General features: G+C 58.9%; 14 protein-coding genes. 7 read left to right on the top strand and 7 right to left on the bottom strand.

Annotated features, from left to right (window positions below):
• Position 1: 1 nt before the first annotated feature.
• The gene (gene nifJ, locus EBL_RS09535) at positions 2 to 3532 is read right to left on the bottom strand and encodes a pyruvate:ferredoxin (flavodoxin) oxidoreductase (RefSeq protein WP_002440925.1); all 3531 of its coding nucleotides are present in this window, start codon (positions 3530 to 3532) and stop codon (positions 2 to 4) included.
• Between the two features lie 368 nt (positions 3533 to 3900).
• Here nifJ and EBL_RS09530 point away from each other — a divergent pair, with 368 nt between their 5' ends.
• Complete coding sequence (locus tag EBL_RS09530) at positions 3901 to 4167, top strand: putative hemolysin (protein WP_014716011.1); 267 nt, start codon at positions 3901 to 3903, stop codon at positions 4165 to 4167.
• On the opposite strand, the gene hslJ is transcribed toward EBL_RS09530, so the two are convergent.
• The gene (gene hslJ / locus EBL_RS09525; protein ID WP_002440929.1) at positions 4161 to 4595 is read right to left on the bottom strand and encodes a heat shock protein HslJ; all 435 of its coding nucleotides are present in this window, start codon (positions 4593 to 4595) and stop codon (positions 4161 to 4163) included. The genes EBL_RS09530 and hslJ overlap by 7 nt on opposite strands.
• Before the next feature lie 59 nt (positions 4596 to 4654).
• The gene (locus tag EBL_RS09520; protein ID WP_002440931.1) at positions 4655 to 5644 is read right to left on the bottom strand and encodes a 2-hydroxyacid dehydrogenase; all 990 of its coding nucleotides are present in this window, start codon (positions 5642 to 5644) and stop codon (positions 4655 to 4657) included.
• A gap of 212 nt (positions 5645 to 5856) precedes the next feature.
• Between EBL_RS09520 and EBL_RS09515 the strand changes: the two genes are divergently transcribed.
• Genes EBL_RS09515 through EBL_RS09505 form a run of 3 tightly spaced genes read left to right on the top strand, consistent with a single transcriptional unit; the run spans position 5857 to position 9039 of the window.
• Positions 5857 to 8502, top strand: a complete 2646-nt coding sequence (locus EBL_RS09515; RefSeq protein WP_002440932.1) for a YdbH family protein — start codon at positions 5857 to 5859, stop codon at positions 8500 to 8502.
• The gene (locus tag EBL_RS09510) at positions 8499 to 8690 is read left to right on the top strand and encodes a YnbE family lipoprotein (protein ID WP_002440933.1); all 192 of its coding nucleotides are present in this window, start codon (positions 8499 to 8501) and stop codon (positions 8688 to 8690) included. Before EBL_RS09515 ends, EBL_RS09510 begins: the two co-directional genes overlap by 4 nt.
• Positions 8691 to 8703: 13 nt before the next feature.
• Complete coding sequence (locus EBL_RS09505; RefSeq protein WP_002440934.1) at positions 8704 to 9039, top strand: YdbL family probable chaperone protein; 336 nt, start codon at positions 8704 to 8706, stop codon at positions 9037 to 9039.
• Position 9040: 1 nt separating this feature from the next.
• Here the strand turns inward: EBL_RS09505 and feaR are convergent, their stop codons facing one another.
• Entirely contained in the window at positions 9041 to 9946 is a 906-nt protein-coding gene (gene feaR, locus EBL_RS09500) for a transcriptional regulator FeaR (RefSeq protein ID WP_002440935.1), read from the bottom strand.
• Between the two features lie 232 nt (positions 9947 to 10178).
• On the opposite strand from feaR, the gene EBL_RS09495 reads away from it, so the two are divergent.
• On the top strand, positions 10179 to 11675 hold the full coding sequence (locus tag EBL_RS09495) for an aldehyde dehydrogenase family protein (RefSeq protein ID WP_002440936.1): 1497 nt from the start codon (positions 10179 to 10181) through the stop codon (positions 11673 to 11675).
• Here EBL_RS09495 and EBL_RS09490 read toward each other — a convergent pair.
• Complete coding sequence (locus EBL_RS09490) at positions 11669 to 12118, bottom strand: nucleotide triphosphate diphosphatase NUDT15 (RefSeq protein WP_002440938.1); 450 nt, start codon at positions 12116 to 12118, stop codon at positions 11669 to 11671. The genes EBL_RS09495 and EBL_RS09490 overlap by 7 nt on opposite strands.
• Before the next feature lie 187 nt (positions 12119 to 12305).
• Between EBL_RS09490 and EBL_RS09485 the strand changes: the two genes are divergently transcribed.
• Positions 12306 to 12539 (top strand): HP1242/YdcH family protein, encoded by a 234-nt coding sequence (locus EBL_RS09485; RefSeq protein WP_002440939.1) that lies wholly within the window; start codon positions 12306 to 12308, stop codon positions 12537 to 12539.
• A gap of 195 nt (positions 12540 to 12734) precedes the next feature.
• Positions 12735 to 13157: a DoxX family protein gene (locus tag EBL_RS09480; protein ID WP_002440940.1), complete on the top strand. Its 423-nt coding sequence runs from the start codon at positions 12735 to 12737 to the stop codon at positions 13155 to 13157.
• Positions 13158 to 13205: 48 nt separating this feature from the next.
• On the opposite strand, the gene EBL_RS09475 is transcribed toward EBL_RS09480, so the two are convergent.
• Positions 13206 to 14231 carry a DUF2955 domain-containing protein gene (locus EBL_RS09475; protein WP_002440941.1) on the bottom strand — a complete coding sequence of 342 codons (1026 nt, stop codon included), beginning with the start codon at positions 14229 to 14231 and terminating at the stop codon, positions 13206 to 13208.
• Positions 14221 to 15282: an HlyD family secretion protein gene (locus EBL_RS09470; RefSeq protein WP_002440942.1), complete on the bottom strand. Its 1062-nt coding sequence runs from the start codon at positions 15280 to 15282 to the stop codon at positions 14221 to 14223. Before EBL_RS09470 ends, EBL_RS09475 begins: the two co-directional genes overlap by 11 nt.
• Positions 15283 to 15390: the final 108 nt, after the last annotated feature.

Raw genomic sequence — 15390 nt, 5'->3', positions numbered from 1 at the left:
GTTACTCACCGGCAGGCTTTTCTGCCTTACCGGCCAGCAGCGCCAGGAAATCATAGCGTTTTTGCAGGTCACTGGCCGCGTCCTTCCAGAGCTGCTCTGCTACGTCCGGCTGCTGGGTATTCAGCCGTTTGAAGCGTTGCTCGTGGAGCAGAGTCTCTGCCAGGGCGTCAGAGGGCGGACGTGAATCCAGCATCATCGGCACTTTGCCTTCTGCTTCCCGGCGCGGATCGTAGCGGTACAGGGGCCAGAACCCGGTTGCGGTCAGCTGGCGCATCTGATCATGGCTGAGCGCCAGATCGTAGCCGTGCTCCTCACAGGGGCTGTAGGCAATAATGAGCGACGGCCCCGGGTATGCTTCCGCCTCCTGAATCGCTTTCACGGTCTGGTTAAGCTGTGCACCCAGGGAGATTTGCGCCACATACACATGGCCGTACATCATCATGCTGACGCCCAGATCCTTACGGGCCTTGCGCTTGCCGTGCTCACCAAACTTCGTCACCGCACCCAGCGGGGTCGCCTTAGACTGCTGGCCGCCGGTATTGGAGTAACACTGGGTATCGAGCACCAGCACGTTGACGTTCTCCGTCAGGCTCAGTACGTGATCCAGCCCGCCAAAACCGATGTCATAGGCCCAGCCATCCCCGCCAATCAGCCAGATGGATTTATCCACCAGCGCGTCCGCATCGGCGATAAGCTGCTGTGCCAGCGCATCATCACTGCCCTGAAGCGCCTGGCGCAGTGCATCAACCTGCACCCGGCGCTGCTCCGGGGTGGCCTCTTCCCGCAGCTGGCTGACCAGCTCCGCAGGCAGCGACGGGGCGAGCGTCTCTACCAGCCGGGCAACCCGCTGCTGGCGCTGGGTGGTGCTGAGCCGGAAACCAAGGCCGAACTCGGCATTATCTTCAAACAGGGAGTTTGCCCAGGCCGGGCCGCGCCCGTGGGCATCGGTAGTGTACGGCGTGGAGGGCAGGTTCCCCCCGTAAATAGACGAGCAGCCGGTGGCGTTAGCAATCAGCATCCGGTCGCCATACAGCTGGGTCAGCAGTTTGATATACGGGGTTTCCCCGCAGCCGGAGCAGGCCCCGGAATATTCAAATAGCGGCGTAAGCAGCTGGGAGGTGCGGATATCAATGCGCTCCAGGCTGCTGCGCTCCATGTCCGGCAGGGCGAGGAAATAGTCATAGTTAACTTTCTCCTCCTCAACATGGGCAAGCCGTGGCGCCATATTAATCGCTTTAATGGTGGGATCCTGGCGATCTTTCGCCGGGCAGACCTCCACACACAGATTACAGCCGGTGCAGTCTTCCGGGGCGACCTGGAGGACATACTTCATGCCGCGCATATCCCGGGATTTGACATCCAGCGAGTCCAGGCCTGCCGGGGCGTTTTCCATCGCCTCCGGCGGGACAACTTTCGCGCGAATGGCCGCATGGGGGCAGGCCGCCACACAGTGGTTGCACTGGGTACATAACGACGCTTTCCAGATGGGGATCGCCTCGGCGATGTTGCGTTTTTCCCAGCGGGTGGTGCCCACAGGCCAGGTGCCGTCCGGCGGGAGTGCCGAGACCGGCAGCGCATCGCCAAGCCCGGCCAGCATGGCGGCCGTCACGGTCTTCACAAAATCCGGGGCGGAATCAGAAACCACCGGCGGGCGCTGGTGGCTGTCCGGATTAACCGGCCGCAGCGGAACATTAAACAGGGACTCTCTGGCCATAGCCAGCGCCTGCCAGTTACGCTCAACCAGCTCCTGGCCTTTGCTGCTGTAGCTCCGGGCGATGGCCCCCTGCAACTCGGCAAATGCCGTATCGCCGGGCAGTATCCGGGTCAGGTGGAAAAAGGCCATCTGCATCACGGTATTGATACGTGCCCCGAGGGAGCACTCACGGGCGATTTTTGCCGCATTGATCACCCACAGCCGGGCATTTCTGGCATTGAGCTCTGCCTGGACCTCCTGAGGCAGGCGATCCCACACCTGGTCAGGGCTGTAGGGGGTATTAAGCAGGAAGATACCGCCGGGTTTCAGGCGCTCAGCCATCGGGTACTTATCAATAAACTGCAGCTGATGGCAGCCGACAAAATCGGCTTTATCGATAAGATAGGCTGAGTTGATCGGCTGCTCACTGACCCGCAGATGGGAAACGGTCAGCCCGCCGGCTTTTTTGGAGTCATACACAAAATAGCCCTGGGCGAACCACTCGGTGGCATTACCGATAATTTTAATGTTGTTTTTGGTGGCCGAGACACTGCCGTCGCTGCCCAGACCGTAGAACAGCGCCTCCAGCCGGGCGCGGGACGGCAGGGTATTTTCCGCTAACGGCAGGGACAGGTTGGTCACGTCATCGTAAATGCCCACGGTAAAGCGGGGTCTGGGGTCCGGGGTGGCCAGCTCCTTAAACACCGCCAGGACACACTCCGGGCCGAACTCTTTGGACGACAGACCATAGCGGCCGCCGGTAACCCGGGGCAGCGTGTCGCGCTCCCCGCGGCTGAAGGCTTCGGCCAGGGCGGTCATCACATCCAGATACAGGGGCTCTGCCTGGGCGCCGGGCTCTTTTGTCCGGTCCAGCACCGCGATATTGCGCGCGCTGGCCGGGATCATTGCCAGCAAATGGGCAGCGGAAAACGGGCGGAACAGGCGGACTTTCACCACGCCGACCTTTTCGCCACGGGTCAGCAGCTCATCAATCACCTCTTCACAGGTGCCCAGTGCGGAGCCCATCAGAACCAGCACCCGCTCTGCCTCCGGGTGGCCGTAGTATTCAAAAGGCTGATACTGGCGGCCGGTTTCGCGGGCGAAATCCGCCATCGCCTGGTTAACGTGGTCGTATACCGCGTTGTACCAGGGGTTGGTGGCCTCCCGGGACTGGAAATAGGTGTCCGGGTTGGCCGAGGTGCCGCGAATGATCGGGTGTTCCGGGTTCAGGGCCCGGCTGCGGTGCGCGTCAATGGCGGCCTGGGGCATCAGCTTCAGCAGCGTGTCATCCGCCAGCGGCACGATTTTGTTGATTTCGTGGGAGGTGCGAAAACCGTCGAAGAAGTGAATAAAGGGCACCCGGCTGTTCAGGCTTGCCATCTGGGCTATCAGGGCGAAGTCCTGCGCTTCCTGCACACTGCTGGCACACAGCATGGCGCACCCGGTCTGGCGCACCGCCATTACGTCTGAGTGGTCACCAAAGATAGACAACGCGTGGGTTGCCACGGTGCGTGCCGCCACATGCAGCACAAATGGCGTCAGTTGCCCGGCCAGTTTGTACAGGGTGGGGATCATCAGCAGCAGCCCCTGGGAAGAGGTAAACGAGGTCGACAACGCCCCGGTTTGCAGCGCCCCGTGTACCGCGCCAATGGCGCCAGCCTCGGACTGCATCTCAACCACGCGAGGAACATCCCCCCAGATATTTTTCAGGCCGTTTTCGGACCAGGCGCCAGCCTGCTCTGCCATGCCTGAACTGGGCGTGATGGGATAAATAGCGATGACTTCACTGGTGCGAAACGCCACGGAGGCGACTGCGCCATTTCCGTCGATAGTTTGCATAAGACACCTTACATTGCGCAAAAAGAAAGCAGGGTAGGCACCCTGTAATGATTTAGCCCGGCAGCCATTTGCTGTACCCGGCGTTTAATGATGATGAGGTAAATAGTAGCAAAAGCGGCGGAGGGCGATTTTTGCTTTTGTGTGGTCGTGGTGTCTCAGGCCGCATCACGTAAGGGCTGCGCGGCGCGAATGTTATTTTTGTGTGACGCTGTCACTGCATAAAGTGAACAAATTCCAGGAATAATCCGAGCAGGATCATAAAAATGTGTTTCAGTTAATGAATGTCCGGCCTCAGGGCTCGCGCAGGGCGGCGGCCTGGCCTATGATGCGAAACGTTTCACTATTTTTTTTACCACGGAGGTTTTGCCATGCGAGTCGGTTTTTTTATCGGATGCGCCGCGTTTTTACTGTCGGCCTGCAGCAGTGAACCTGTTCAACAGGCAACGGCGGCCCATGTGCCGGCGGGTATGCATGCCGCAATGAGCGGCCAGGGGAGCGCTAACTGTTCAATGGTCGGTGGCACGGTGCTTGCAGCCCGTCAGCTGGATGGCTCCGTGGTGGGCATGTGTGCCTTGCCGAACGGCAAGCGCTGTGGTGAACGTGCGCTTGCCTCCGGTGCATGCAGCAGTTACTGAACCAGGTCAGACAGTTTCCATACCAGAGTATGCTGCGGGGTTGTCAGGGTCATTTGCTGGCCTGCTAACGAGATTTGCGCCCCGCGGTTAAGCATGTCGCTGATAATACCGTCCAGCTGATTCAGCTGCGGATCAACACACATCATACGGCTCGATGCCATGGCGCTGACCACCAGCGTATTACCACTGAGCGAGCCTTGCCCCATAAAGCGGTTACACATCTGGCCGGACACGTGCATATTTTCGCCAAAGCTGATCTCCGGCTGGCGGGGTGTGCGGGTCGTGATCTTCGTGCCGTCGACACTTTCCAGCACATAGCGGTGGTGCTGAAGCTGAAGCTGCTGTGGGTGGATGGCGTCGTTGCTGCCCGTTGCGGCACAACCGCTGATGGCCATTGCGGCCAGCCCGGCGATAACTGCTTTTTTCATAATGTTCCTTAACGCGTTAAGAAGCCCCGCAGGCGCACCTTGCGAGACCGGGAGAAGTCTCAGACCAGGGCGTTCGGGGCATCCTGCCCGCTTTCCAGCTGTTTCAGGTTCTGCAGTGTGACCTCAGAAATACTGATCAGCGCCTCTTCCGTCAGAAAGGCCTGGTGCCCGGTAAACAGCACGTTGTGGCAGGCGGAAAGACGGCGGAAAACATCGTCCTGGATAACGTCGTTTGATTTGTCCTCAAAGAACAGATCCCGTTCGTTTTCGTACACATCCATACCCAGGGAGCCGATTTTCTGGGTTTTCAGCGCATCAATGGCGGCCTGGGAGTCGATCAGCGCACCGCGGCTGGTGTTGACAATCATCACGCCGGTTTTCATTTTGCTGAAGGCGTCTTTATTCAGCAGGTGGTAGTTATCGTCCGTCAGCGGGCAGTGCAGGCTGATTACGTCAGACTCGCGCAGCAGGGTGTCCAGATCCACATACTCCACCCCCAGCTCAAGGGCGGCAGCGCTCGGGTAGGGATCAAACGCCAGCAGGCGCATACCAAAGCCTTTCAGGATGCGCAGCATCGCCACACCAATTTTACCGGTGCCGATAACCCCGGCGGTTTTGCCGAACATGGTAAAGCCCGTCAGCCCTTCGAGGGAGAAGTTTGCATCCCGGGTGCGCTGATAGGCCCGGTGGATACGGCGGTTAAGGCACATCATCATCCCGATGGCGTGCTCCGCCACCGCTTCCGGCGAGTAGGCCGGCACCCGGACCACTCTCAGCCCCAGCTCTTTTGCCGCATCGAGATCCACATTATTAAACCCGGCGCAGCGCAGGGCGATATATTTAACGCCCTGCTTTTTAAGCTCTTCTAATACCGGACGGCTGCCGTCGTCATTAACGAAAATACAGACCGCATCGCAACCGGCAGCGGTTTTGGCCGTTTTTTTGGTCAGCAGGAAGTCATAAAATTCGAGCTCAAAGCCGTAGTCTTTGTTAACATGCTCGATATATTTTTTGTCATAGTTTTTTGTGCTGTAAATGGCAAGTTTCATGGTGTTTTCTCCAGAATAATTCTGAGACAGAAATTATCACTATTAAAAAATTCCCGCAAATTTTAAAAAGCTCTGTAACGCGGTGAAAAGATGGTGTTTAATCCCAGCTTAACTATGCTCAGGTAACGTTGTTATCTTTACCTGACGGGAAAATAACGATATGCCGGTATGCACCCGGTTTAACTGTTTGCCAAATCAGGAATTCCCTGCTCATGAGGGGTAAATATAGCGCTGCACTGGCCCTGTTGCTACTGTGCATTTTATTGCCATTAACACTCCTGCTGACGCTGGGGCACTGGTTGCCGGGGCTGGCGGGGATCTGGCTGCCTGCCGGAACACGTATCGCCATTGACGCCCGGCCCCGTATCAGCCTGCACGCACTGCGTATCCCGGATATTCGCTATCAGGTGGGCGAGTGCACGCTGGCCCATGTCCGCGACGTGACATTGTCACACCCTTCGCGCTGGTCGCTGCATGCGGCGGCGGTCACCCTTGATACCACCTGCCTTGCCGGGCTCCCCCCGGGTGCCCCGAGCCCCGGTGCGCCGCGCACCCTGGCGGAGTGGCAGCAGATGCTGCCGCGCAGCTGGGTCACCATTGATAACCTGACACTGGCCCCCTGGCAGCAGTATGCGGGCGGGCTGCATCTGGCGCTGTCACAGGAAAAGCAGCAGCTGCGCTACCAGGGAAAACTGGTGGATTTGTCCGCCACGCTGACCGGCCAGGCCCTCAGTGTGGAGCACTTTACGCTGCAGCTTTTTGAGGGGCAAAAACCGCTGGCGCTGGTGGGGAAATTTACCATGCCGGTGGTGCCGGATGGCCTGCCGGTAGCGGGAGAGAGCCACGCGCAACTGTATCTGCCCCAGCAGCCCGGGCTGGTGAATGTGGAGCTTAACTGGCAGGAGAACAGCGGCCAGCTGGTTCTGGACAACGAACAGCAGCCCCAGCCGCTGCTTGATTTACCCTGGAGCATTACCCGGGAACAGCTGCGGATCAGCGACGGCCGCTGGTTCTGGCCCTATGAGGGCTTCCCCCTCAGCGGGCGGGTGGGTGTCACGGTAGATAACTGGCAGCAGGGGCTGGAGCAGGCGAAAATCAGCGGGCGGCTTAATGTGTTAACCCAGGGCGAGGCCGGTAAAGGCAACGTGGTGCTGACCTTCGGCCCGGGTAAGCTCAGCATGGTTAACAGCGCCATGCCGGTGCAGCTGACCGGTGAGGCAAAACACGATGATCTGACCCTGTATGCCACGCTGTTTACTTCGCTCCTTGGCCCGCTTAACGATCCGCAACTGCAGTTTGGCCCCGGCTCGCTGCTGCGCTCCCGGGGGCGGCTGGTGGAGGATCTGAATATTGATCAGGTGCGCTGGCCGCTGGCGGGGGTGAAAGTTTCCCGCAAAGGGGTGGATGGCCGCCTACAGGCGATCCTCCAGGCCCATGAAAACCAGCTCGGGGCGTTTGAGCTGCATCTGGACGGTAAAGCGCAGGACTTTTTACCGGATGCGGGGCTGTGGCAGTGGCGCTACTGGGGGAAAGGCCGGTTTACACCGATGAACGCGAACTGGGACGTGACCGGCACCGGCCAGTGGAAGGATAACACCATCGAACTGTCGCGCCTGTCTACCGGATTTAACCAGTTGCAGTACGGCACCATGCAGGTTGCCGCCCCGCGCCTGGTGCTGGAGAAACCAGTGCGCTGGGTGCGGGATCCCCGGGCGCCGTCTTTTGCGGGCGCTCTGTCTCTGGATGCGGGGCAGACCACACTCAGCGGCGGGAGCTACCTGCCGCCCTCCACCCTGAAATTCAGCGTTAACGGCACGGATCCTACCGCGTTTCAGTTTAAGGGGGACCTTCACGCCGGGGAGATCGGCCCGGTGCGGGTTAACGGGCGCTGGGACGGGGTGCGCCTGCGGGCGGAAGCCTGGTGGCCGCGCCAGCCCCTGAAGGTGTTCCAGCCCCTGTTGCCCAAAGAGAGCAAAATCCGCCTGGATGAAGGCACCTTTAACGCTCAGGTGGCGTTCTCTGCCGCCCCGGATCAGGGGTTTGAGGCAGGCGGGCACGGGGTGGTTAAGAACGGCAATGTCTGGACCCCGGATAACCAGGTCTCCGGTATTGATTTTATCCTGCCGTTCCGCTACCAGGACGGGATATGGGATCTGGGCACCCGCGGGCCGGTACGCCTGCGTATTGCCGAAATTAACAGCCAGGCGAAGGCCAGCAACGTGACCGCCGATTTGCAGGGCCATTACCCCTGGGACGAGGCGCACCCGCTTATCCTCAGCGATGTCAGTGTGGATGTGCTGGGCGGCCAGCTTAAAATGCTGCAACTGCGCATGCCTCAGCACGATCCGGCGCTGTTGCGGGTGGAGAATATCTCCACCAGTGAGCTTATCACCGCCATTAATCCGAAGCAGTTCGCCATGTCCGGGCGAGTCAACGGGGCGCTGCCCATCTGGCTGAACCACCCCCAGTGGATCATTAAAGACGGCTGGTTGTCGAACCCCGGGCCGCTTACCTTCCGGATGGATAAAGACATGGCCGATGCGATGGTCAGGGATAATTTTGCCGCGGGCGCGGCGATAAACTGGCTGCGCTATCTGGAGATCTCCCGCTCCTGGACCGATGTCAGCCTGAGCAATCTGGGCGAGCTGCGGATGAAATCCGCGATCACCGGTGTAAGCCAGGTGGACGGCAAGCGCAGCACCGTGCGGCTCAATTATCAGCATCAGGAAAATCTGTTTACCCTGTGGCGCAGCCTGCGCTTCGGGGACAATCTGCAATCATGGCTGGAACAACATATGGCATTGCCGGTTGCCCGCTGCCAGCCTTCCGGAACTGTCTGTAAGGAACATCAACAATGAGATATCTGACCGCCATTCTCCTGGCCCTGCCGGTGGCGGGGTTAACCGGGTGCACACCGCGTATTGAGGTTGCCGCATCGGATACCCCCATAACCATTAATATGAACGTCAAAATTGAGCATGAGATCCATGTCAAAGTGGATAAAGACGTGGAGACGTTACTGAAAAACCGCAGCGATCTGTTCTGATAAGGCCGGAAAAATGAATAAAATTTATCAATTTCTGCGGCTGGCTGGCGTGTCGCTCCTGCTGTGGAGCACGGCGGCAGCGGCACTGACCCTGGATGAGGCTCGCCAGCAGGGACGGGCGGGGGAAACCCTGAGCGGTTACCTGGCCCCCAGAGCCAGCGATGAGCAGACCCTGGCGCTGGTAAAGCAGATTAATGATGCCCGGGCACGGAATTACCAGCAGCTGGCAACCAGCAATAATATCAGCGTTGACGATGTGGCCCGCCTGGCGGGCCAGAAGCTGGTAGAGCGGGCGAAAACCGGGGAATATGTTAAAGGGATCAACGGCATGTGGGTCCGCAAACCCTGAGTTACTGCCAGCGGCGGCGGTATTCCCCCGGGGAGATCCCAAACCGCTGCCGGAAGGCGGTAGAAAAGTGGCTGTGGTCGGTAAACCCCCAGTGGTAACCGATACCGGCCAGCTTCTCTTCCTGGCTGGCGGTGCGCAGCGCCTGGGCACACAGATCAAGGCGGCGGTTCTTAATATACTGGGCGACAACCAGCCCCTGTTCCGCGAACATGCGGTACAGGCTGCGCACCGACATACCGGTGGTGCTGGCCAGCCACTCCGGGCGCAGCGCGTCTGACTGGATATGCTCATCAATCAGCGCCAGGACTTTCTGAAACTGGCGCTCCCGGCGCGAACTTTCCGGCGCCTGCTGAACCAGCACCGGGCGCAACAGCGCCATTATCGCCTCCAGGGCGGCTTCACTTTCCCGGGGGGATAAACTTTCGTGCTGCATACTTTCCCGTAACAGCTGGTGACACAGGCGAACCACCGGCCATTTCCCGTCCAGCCGGGTGGCACAGGGCACGCGCCCGGTATGCAGTGTCTGCTCAAGTGTCTGACGTGGCAGTAACAGGGAGACCTGGCACGCCTGCTGCTGCCAGACAAAAGAGCTGGGCAGGGCGGCGTCTATCAGCGTGATATCCCCGGGCCGCAGCACGGTCTGGTGACCCTCCTGCTCCATGACCGCCTCACCGCTGAGCTGAAACACCGTGAAGAACCAGGCATCGTTACTGAGGGCTATCTCTTTGCGGGTGCGGAACAGATTCGCCGCGCTGACGGTGACCGTGCTGAGCTTCAGCTGGTGTGCGTGGAACTCATCCAGTTTGCCGCTGAACTCCCCCACAAGCGGCCGGGCAGCGAACTGCCCGCAGGCCTGATTGATCGCCGCCAGCCAGTGATCAAAATGTTCATGTTGACCCGAACCCATGCCCGGCTCCCTGTGTGATTACGTGGTTATTATGTTGCGGTATTGTTGCATTTCGGTATCAGTTAGCAAAGTGACCCGCTTCAAATATAAGCAAAGCGGCTGAAAAAACGTGGCGGTAAACAGTAAAAGCTGTCACGCAAAACAAATGAATTGTCACGCAGGCCCAAGGTGACCTGGCGGGGATGCCCTAGACTGAATACCAGACGAAGCAGTGCAACAAGAAGGGGTTGATATGTCATCACAGGTAGCCGTACTGGAGAGCGTGCAGCGCTTTCTGGACCGACAACACGGGTTGTTTATTGACGGGCAGTGGGTAAGCGCCAGCAGCGAACAGCGCCTGCCGGTATTTAACCCGGCCAGTGGCCGGCAGATCTCCAGCACGGCAGATGCCAGCGCCGGGGATGTGGACCAGGCGGTGACGTCCGCATGGCGGGCTTTTACCGATCGCCGCTGGTCAGGCATGTTGCCCGCGCAGCGTGAGCGTGTCCTGCTGCGTTTTGCCGATCTGGTTGAGCAATACAGTGAAGAGCTGGCCCAGCTGGAGACCCTGGAGCAGGGGAAATCGATCAATATTTCCCGCGCCTTTGAAGTGGGGTGCACCCTGAACTGGATGCGCTATACCGCCGGGCTGACCACCAAAATCACCGGCCAGACCCTGGATGTGTCCATCCCGCTGCCGCCGGGGGCCCGCTACCAGGCCTGGACCCGCAAAGAGCCGGTGGGTGTGGTGGCGGGGATTGTGCCCTGGAACTTCCCGCTGATGATCGGTATCTGGAAAGTGATGCCCGCACTGGCGGCCGGGTGCTCCATTGTGATTAAACCCTCAGAGACCACGCCGCTGACCCTGCTCCGGGTGGCTGAGCTGGCCTGTGAGGCCGGGGTGCCGCCGGGGGTATTTAATGTGGTGACCGGCAGCGGCGCGGTGTGTGGCGCGGCGCTCACCACGCACCCGCAGGTGGCGAAGGTGAGCTTCACCGGCTCGACGGCAACCGGCAAACAGATTGCCCGGGTGGCGGCCGACCGGCTGACCCGGGTGACCCTGGAGCTGGGCGGGAAGAACCCGGCCATTGTGCTGAAAGATGCAGATCCCGCCATGGTGGTGGAAGGGCTGATGACCGGCAGTTTCCTGAACCAGGGGCAGGTGTGTGCCGCCAGTTCGCGGATCTATATTGAGGCGCCAGTCTTTGACCAGATGGTGGACGCGTTCGCACAGGCGGTGAAATCGCTCTCTGTGGGGCCGGGTATGGATCCGCAGGCGATGATCAACCCGCTGGTCTCATCGGCGCACCAGCAGAAGGTGGCCGCCTATCTTGAAGATGCCCGGGTGCAGAAAACCGAGATTATTACCGGCAACGCCGCCCCGGAAGGGGACGGTTTTTATATTGCCCCGTCGCTGATTATCAACCCGGCGCCGACCCTGAAGCTGGTGCGTGAAGAGGTCTTTGGCCCGGTGGTAAACCTGGTGCGGGTTGCCAGCGGCGAAGAAGCACTGCGCCTGGCCAATGACAGCGACTTCGGCCTGACCGCCAGCGTCTGGACTTCCGGCCTCAGCAATGCCATGACCTACAGCCAGCGCCTGCAGGCCGGCACCGTGTGGGTCAACAGCCATACGCTGATTGACGCCAACCTGCCGTTTGGCGGGGTGAAGCAGTCAGGGTCCGGGCGCGATTTTGGCCCGGACTGGCTGGATGCCTACTGTGAGACCAAATCCGTGTGTGTGCGCTACTGAGTGGTGGCCTGGTCTATCAGCGCTTTCAGGGCCAGGCCCTGAGAGCCTGCCAGGGCGGCTAACGGCGCAAACAACGGTGCCGGTAGCGCCTCCGGGGGGAACCACTGCCAGCCGGTGCATTTCTCCGGCTCGCGCCGTTCCGGGGTGCCCCGGGGGCAACAGGCCACGACCATCAGCGTGAGGTAGTGGCGGCCCGGGGTTCCGGGTGACGGGGGGAAGTGATCCTCACTCCAGGGGCCGCGGAAAATGGGCCCCAGCCGGAGCCCGGTCTCTTCGGCGGTTTCCCGCCGGGCGCACTGTTCAATTGACTCTCCCGGCTCCAGGTGCCCGCCCGGGGCGGACCAGCACCCGGCGCCGTGGCTGCCTGTGCGCTTGCCGAGTAAAATTTTCCCGTCACGGATAATCAGTACGCCCACGCCAATGCGGGGTAGTGTGTTCATCATGCTCACTTACTTTGTCTGACAATATACCCGGAGAGTGTAACGGATCAGCGGCGCAGGCGGCTGAATTTCCGGCAGAATAAAAACGGCGGTTGATCCTGCGCGTAATTTGAGCAGAACGCGCATGACATCCTGCCCGGCGGATGCCAGGATGAAGGTGCGCGAACGCCAGACTGAGAAGGAGTGTTTTATGTTTCCAGACTTAAATCATTTAATTCCCGAACTCAAAGACGCCAACCCCCGCTTCCGGGCATTATTCACCCGGCACCAGAATCTGGATCGCGAAATTACCGACCTTGAATATATTGACGGGCGGGGCCCCTGTGATAAAGACAAGGTTGCCGCCATGAAAAGGGAGAAACTGAAAATTAAAGATGAGCTGTACCAGATAATGAGGCACGCTGCCCGGCAGCCGCAGCACTGAATTGAGTGGCAGATATGTAAATAAGTAGCCTGGCGGGCTACTGACTCTCTGAATAACGGGCGTTCGTGCAGTATTATTGTTATCCGTCTTGTCGTTCGGTTTGTGCTGAAAACGGAAGGAAAAGAGGGTGTTGGTGGCGGCATAGCGTGATCTGCGCTATGTTTTTTAGTACCCCTTCTTTTTCAGGTGATCGGTATGAACTCACTACGCTATTGTGATTTTGGTGGCAGTCGTTCGTTTTTGATCCTCATCGCCCGGCTGGCGCTGATCGTGTTATTTCTGCTTTCCGGATTCCCCAAACTGACAGGCTTTAGCGGTACGGTGCAGTATATGGCGTCGCTGGGCGCACCATTACCGACGGTAGCTGCGGCCATTGCGGTGCTGATGGAGGTCGCCGGGTCCATTCTTATTGCCATTGGTTTCTTTACCCGCCCGCTGGCGATTATTTTCGCCGTTTATACGCTCGCGACCGGTTTTATTGGTCACCCGTACTGGACCATGTCCGGGGATGCGGTAATGCCCAATATGATCAATTTCTATAAAAACCTTGCGATTACCGGTGGCTTTATTCTGCTGGCGCTGACCGGGCCCGGTGCAATTTCGGTAGACCGGCGCTAAAAACCCCGGATAAATATCAGGCGACAGCCCGGTGCTGTCGCCTTTTTTTTAGCTTGATGTGGGCCAGTAACGTAATAACAGGCGGTGCAGTAAGTAGGCCAGCATCAGGGTGATAAATACCGCAACGGCAACCGACGCCAGCCGGTACATGGCGGTATAAAATACGTCGCTCCCCGGGCTTTTCAGGCCGAAGAAAATAGCCAGCGCGGTCATTGAGCAAAATCCCCGGGCCGGGCCCCGGCGCTCGCGAATATGCTCTGCGGCGAATATCATCACCCCCAGTAAATAAAACATGGTCTGCAGGGTAATATTTTCCCCCCAGGTAAACAGCACCGCCTGCATCAGAATGGCGGCGGCTGAACCAATCAGGGTGCCGAACATCCTGTCGATACTGGCGGCATAGGCCCCGGACCAGCGCAGCGGGAACAGGATCAGCAGCGTGGCGGCCTGAGCTGAGAGCGAGTCTTTCTCATCAAACATCTGGAAGGCAATAAATGAAATGGTGGCGATCCCGGCGCTGAACAACACCTGGTGAATCAGCTCCGGATAGCTTTTTGTCATTTTCGGCGGCGGTGAGCGGGGGGTTTTATCCGGGAAGAGCACAAACGCCAGGAATGCACTGCCGGTCGCCAGCAGGGTGGCTACCAGATGGGAGGTGCAGAGATCCAGCAGATCGGTGGTGTTGTAGCTCCCCAGCTGCACCATGGCGTGAATGGCGAGCACCGAATGGGCACCGGCCAGAAAGGCCATGCCTGATGCCATCAGCCAGAAGCACAGCAGATTCACCAGCAGCATCAGAATGATCATAATGACCGGCTCATCAACAAAGACATCGGCAATGATGATGGTCACCAGCACATTAAACACGCCGCTCATCAGGAACTGGCGCACAATATGGCGGGTGAGCACCGGCACCAGCCCCATAATAATCATCGGGTAAACGGCAAAATAGGAGCCGTAGTTCCAGTCGAAGAATTTGGGGGTCAGAAAGCAGATAAAGGCCCCCAGCACCAGGCGTTTTACCTGTTGCAGGTCATTCTCGCTGAGATGGTGGGTGGGGGTATCAGTAGACATAGTGCAGCATGGCAATCAGATGGATTTGCAGCCAGGACAACAGACCGAACACCGGGTTTGTCGGCGTAAGCTGTACAGTTGCCCGGGCACCGCTGGGCAGCCCTTTGGGCAGGCTGTCGTCGAGCTGGAAATAGACCCGCAGGCGCTGGGCATCACGTACCCAGCGGTCACTCTCTTCGGTGGTGGCCAGTTTACCGTCTGCAATGATTTGCCCGTCGGCAATCCCCGCTTCCTGGCTGGTCAGATGGGCGTGGAACACCTTCCCGGGGAAGGCATCAAAGACCACGGCCGCCGGTGAGCCGCTGGTAATATAGCGCAGAGACTTTTCCCGGAAGTCGGCATAAATTTCATTGCGGGTGCTGACAATACTTAACAGCGGGGTGCTGGTGCTGGCGTAATCCCCGCTGACCAGGTTGAGGTTACTGATGTAGCCAGGCTCCAGGGCCCGGACCTCGGTGCGGGATAAGTTGGTATTGGCCTGGTGCAGGTTGTTTTCTGCCTGGCGAATATGCAGGTTGTTATTGCCGCGCAGCCCGCGCTGAATTTCCAGATTATGGATTTTGGCCTGCATTTGCGCGACCTGGGCTGCATATTCCCGCTCGTTACCTAATGCCTGATCCGCCTGCTGGCGGGAGACGGCAGAATTGCGCAGTTGCTGATAGCGGGCTGAATCCGCTTTAGCCACGGCCCACCCGGCCTGGGCCTGGGCGAGGCTTGCTCTGGCTTCGGCAATGGACGCATCCAGAGAGCTGTTGCTGTCGAGGGTTTGCTGCAGTGCCATTTGTGCATCGTGGACGGCGGTGCGGTAATCCCGGTCATCAATGGTGAACAGCACATCGCCTTTGTTCACAAACTGGCTGTTACGGACATTAACAGAAACCACCCGGCCACTGACTTCAGCCGCTACCGGGGTCACCTTGTGCAGCAGTCGTGAGTGGGGGGTGAGCGGCATGTGCATGTCGGCAATCACAAAATAAATAAAGGCCAGAGCCGCAATAGCAAGCGACCAGCGCGTCCAGCGATGGAAGCGCTCTTCTGGTGTAAGAGACATACCTTGTATCCTTCTAATGACAGCAGCGGGGCAGGTGAAAACACAGAATAATAGGATCCGCTGCTAATAATTTTATTACCAGACTAATTTTCATAAAACAGTTTAAAA

Origin of the sequence: Shimwellia blattae DSM 4481 = NBRC 105725 (genome assembly GCF_000262305.1) — a bacterium.
Classification (GTDB): domain Bacteria; phylum Pseudomonadota; class Gammaproteobacteria; order Enterobacterales; family Enterobacteriaceae; genus Shimwellia; species Shimwellia blattae.
This window is presented reverse-complemented; position numbering and strand designations above follow the sequence as displayed.

Excerpts from the sequence above, each read along its gene's own strand:
- nifJ (WP_002440925.1), bottom strand. The coding sequence starts at position 3,532 with ATGCAAACTATCGACGGAAATGGCGCAGTCGCCTCCGTGGCGTTTCGC.
- EBL_RS09530 (WP_014716011.1), top strand. The coding sequence starts at position 3,901 with ATGCGAGTCGGTTTTTTTATCGGATGCGCCGCGTTTTTACTGTCGGCC.
- hslJ (WP_002440929.1), bottom strand. The coding sequence starts at position 4,595 with ATGAAAAAAGCAGTTATCGCCGGGCTGGCCGCAATGGCCATCAGCGGT.
- EBL_RS09520 (WP_002440931.1), bottom strand. The coding sequence starts at position 5,644 with ATGAAACTTGCCATTTACAGCACAAAAAACTATGACAAAAAATATATC.
- EBL_RS09515 (WP_002440932.1), top strand. The coding sequence starts at position 5,857 with ATGAGGGGTAAATATAGCGCTGCACTGGCCCTGTTGCTACTGTGCATT.
- EBL_RS09510 (WP_002440933.1), top strand. The coding sequence starts at position 8,499 with ATGAGATATCTGACCGCCATTCTCCTGGCCCTGCCGGTGGCGGGGTTA.
- EBL_RS09505 (WP_002440934.1), top strand. The coding sequence starts at position 8,704 with ATGAATAAAATTTATCAATTTCTGCGGCTGGCTGGCGTGTCGCTCCTG.
- feaR (WP_002440935.1), bottom strand. The coding sequence starts at position 9,946 with ATGGGTTCGGGTCAACATGAACATTTTGATCACTGGCTGGCGGCGATC.
- EBL_RS09495 (WP_002440936.1), top strand. The coding sequence starts at position 10,179 with ATGTCATCACAGGTAGCCGTACTGGAGAGCGTGCAGCGCTTTCTGGAC.
- EBL_RS09490 (WP_002440938.1), bottom strand. The coding sequence starts at position 12,118 with ATGATGAACACACTACCCCGCATTGGCGTGGGCGTACTGATTATCCGT.
- EBL_RS09485 (WP_002440939.1), top strand. The coding sequence starts at position 12,306 with ATGTTTCCAGACTTAAATCATTTAATTCCCGAACTCAAAGACGCCAAC.
- EBL_RS09480 (WP_002440940.1), top strand. The coding sequence starts at position 12,735 with ATGAACTCACTACGCTATTGTGATTTTGGTGGCAGTCGTTCGTTTTTG.
- EBL_RS09475 (WP_002440941.1), bottom strand. The coding sequence starts at position 14,231 with ATGTCTACTGATACCCCCACCCACCATCTCAGCGAGAATGACCTGCAA.
- EBL_RS09470 (WP_002440942.1), bottom strand. The coding sequence starts at position 15,282 with ATGTCTCTTACACCAGAAGAGCGCTTCCATCGCTGGACGCGCTGGTCG.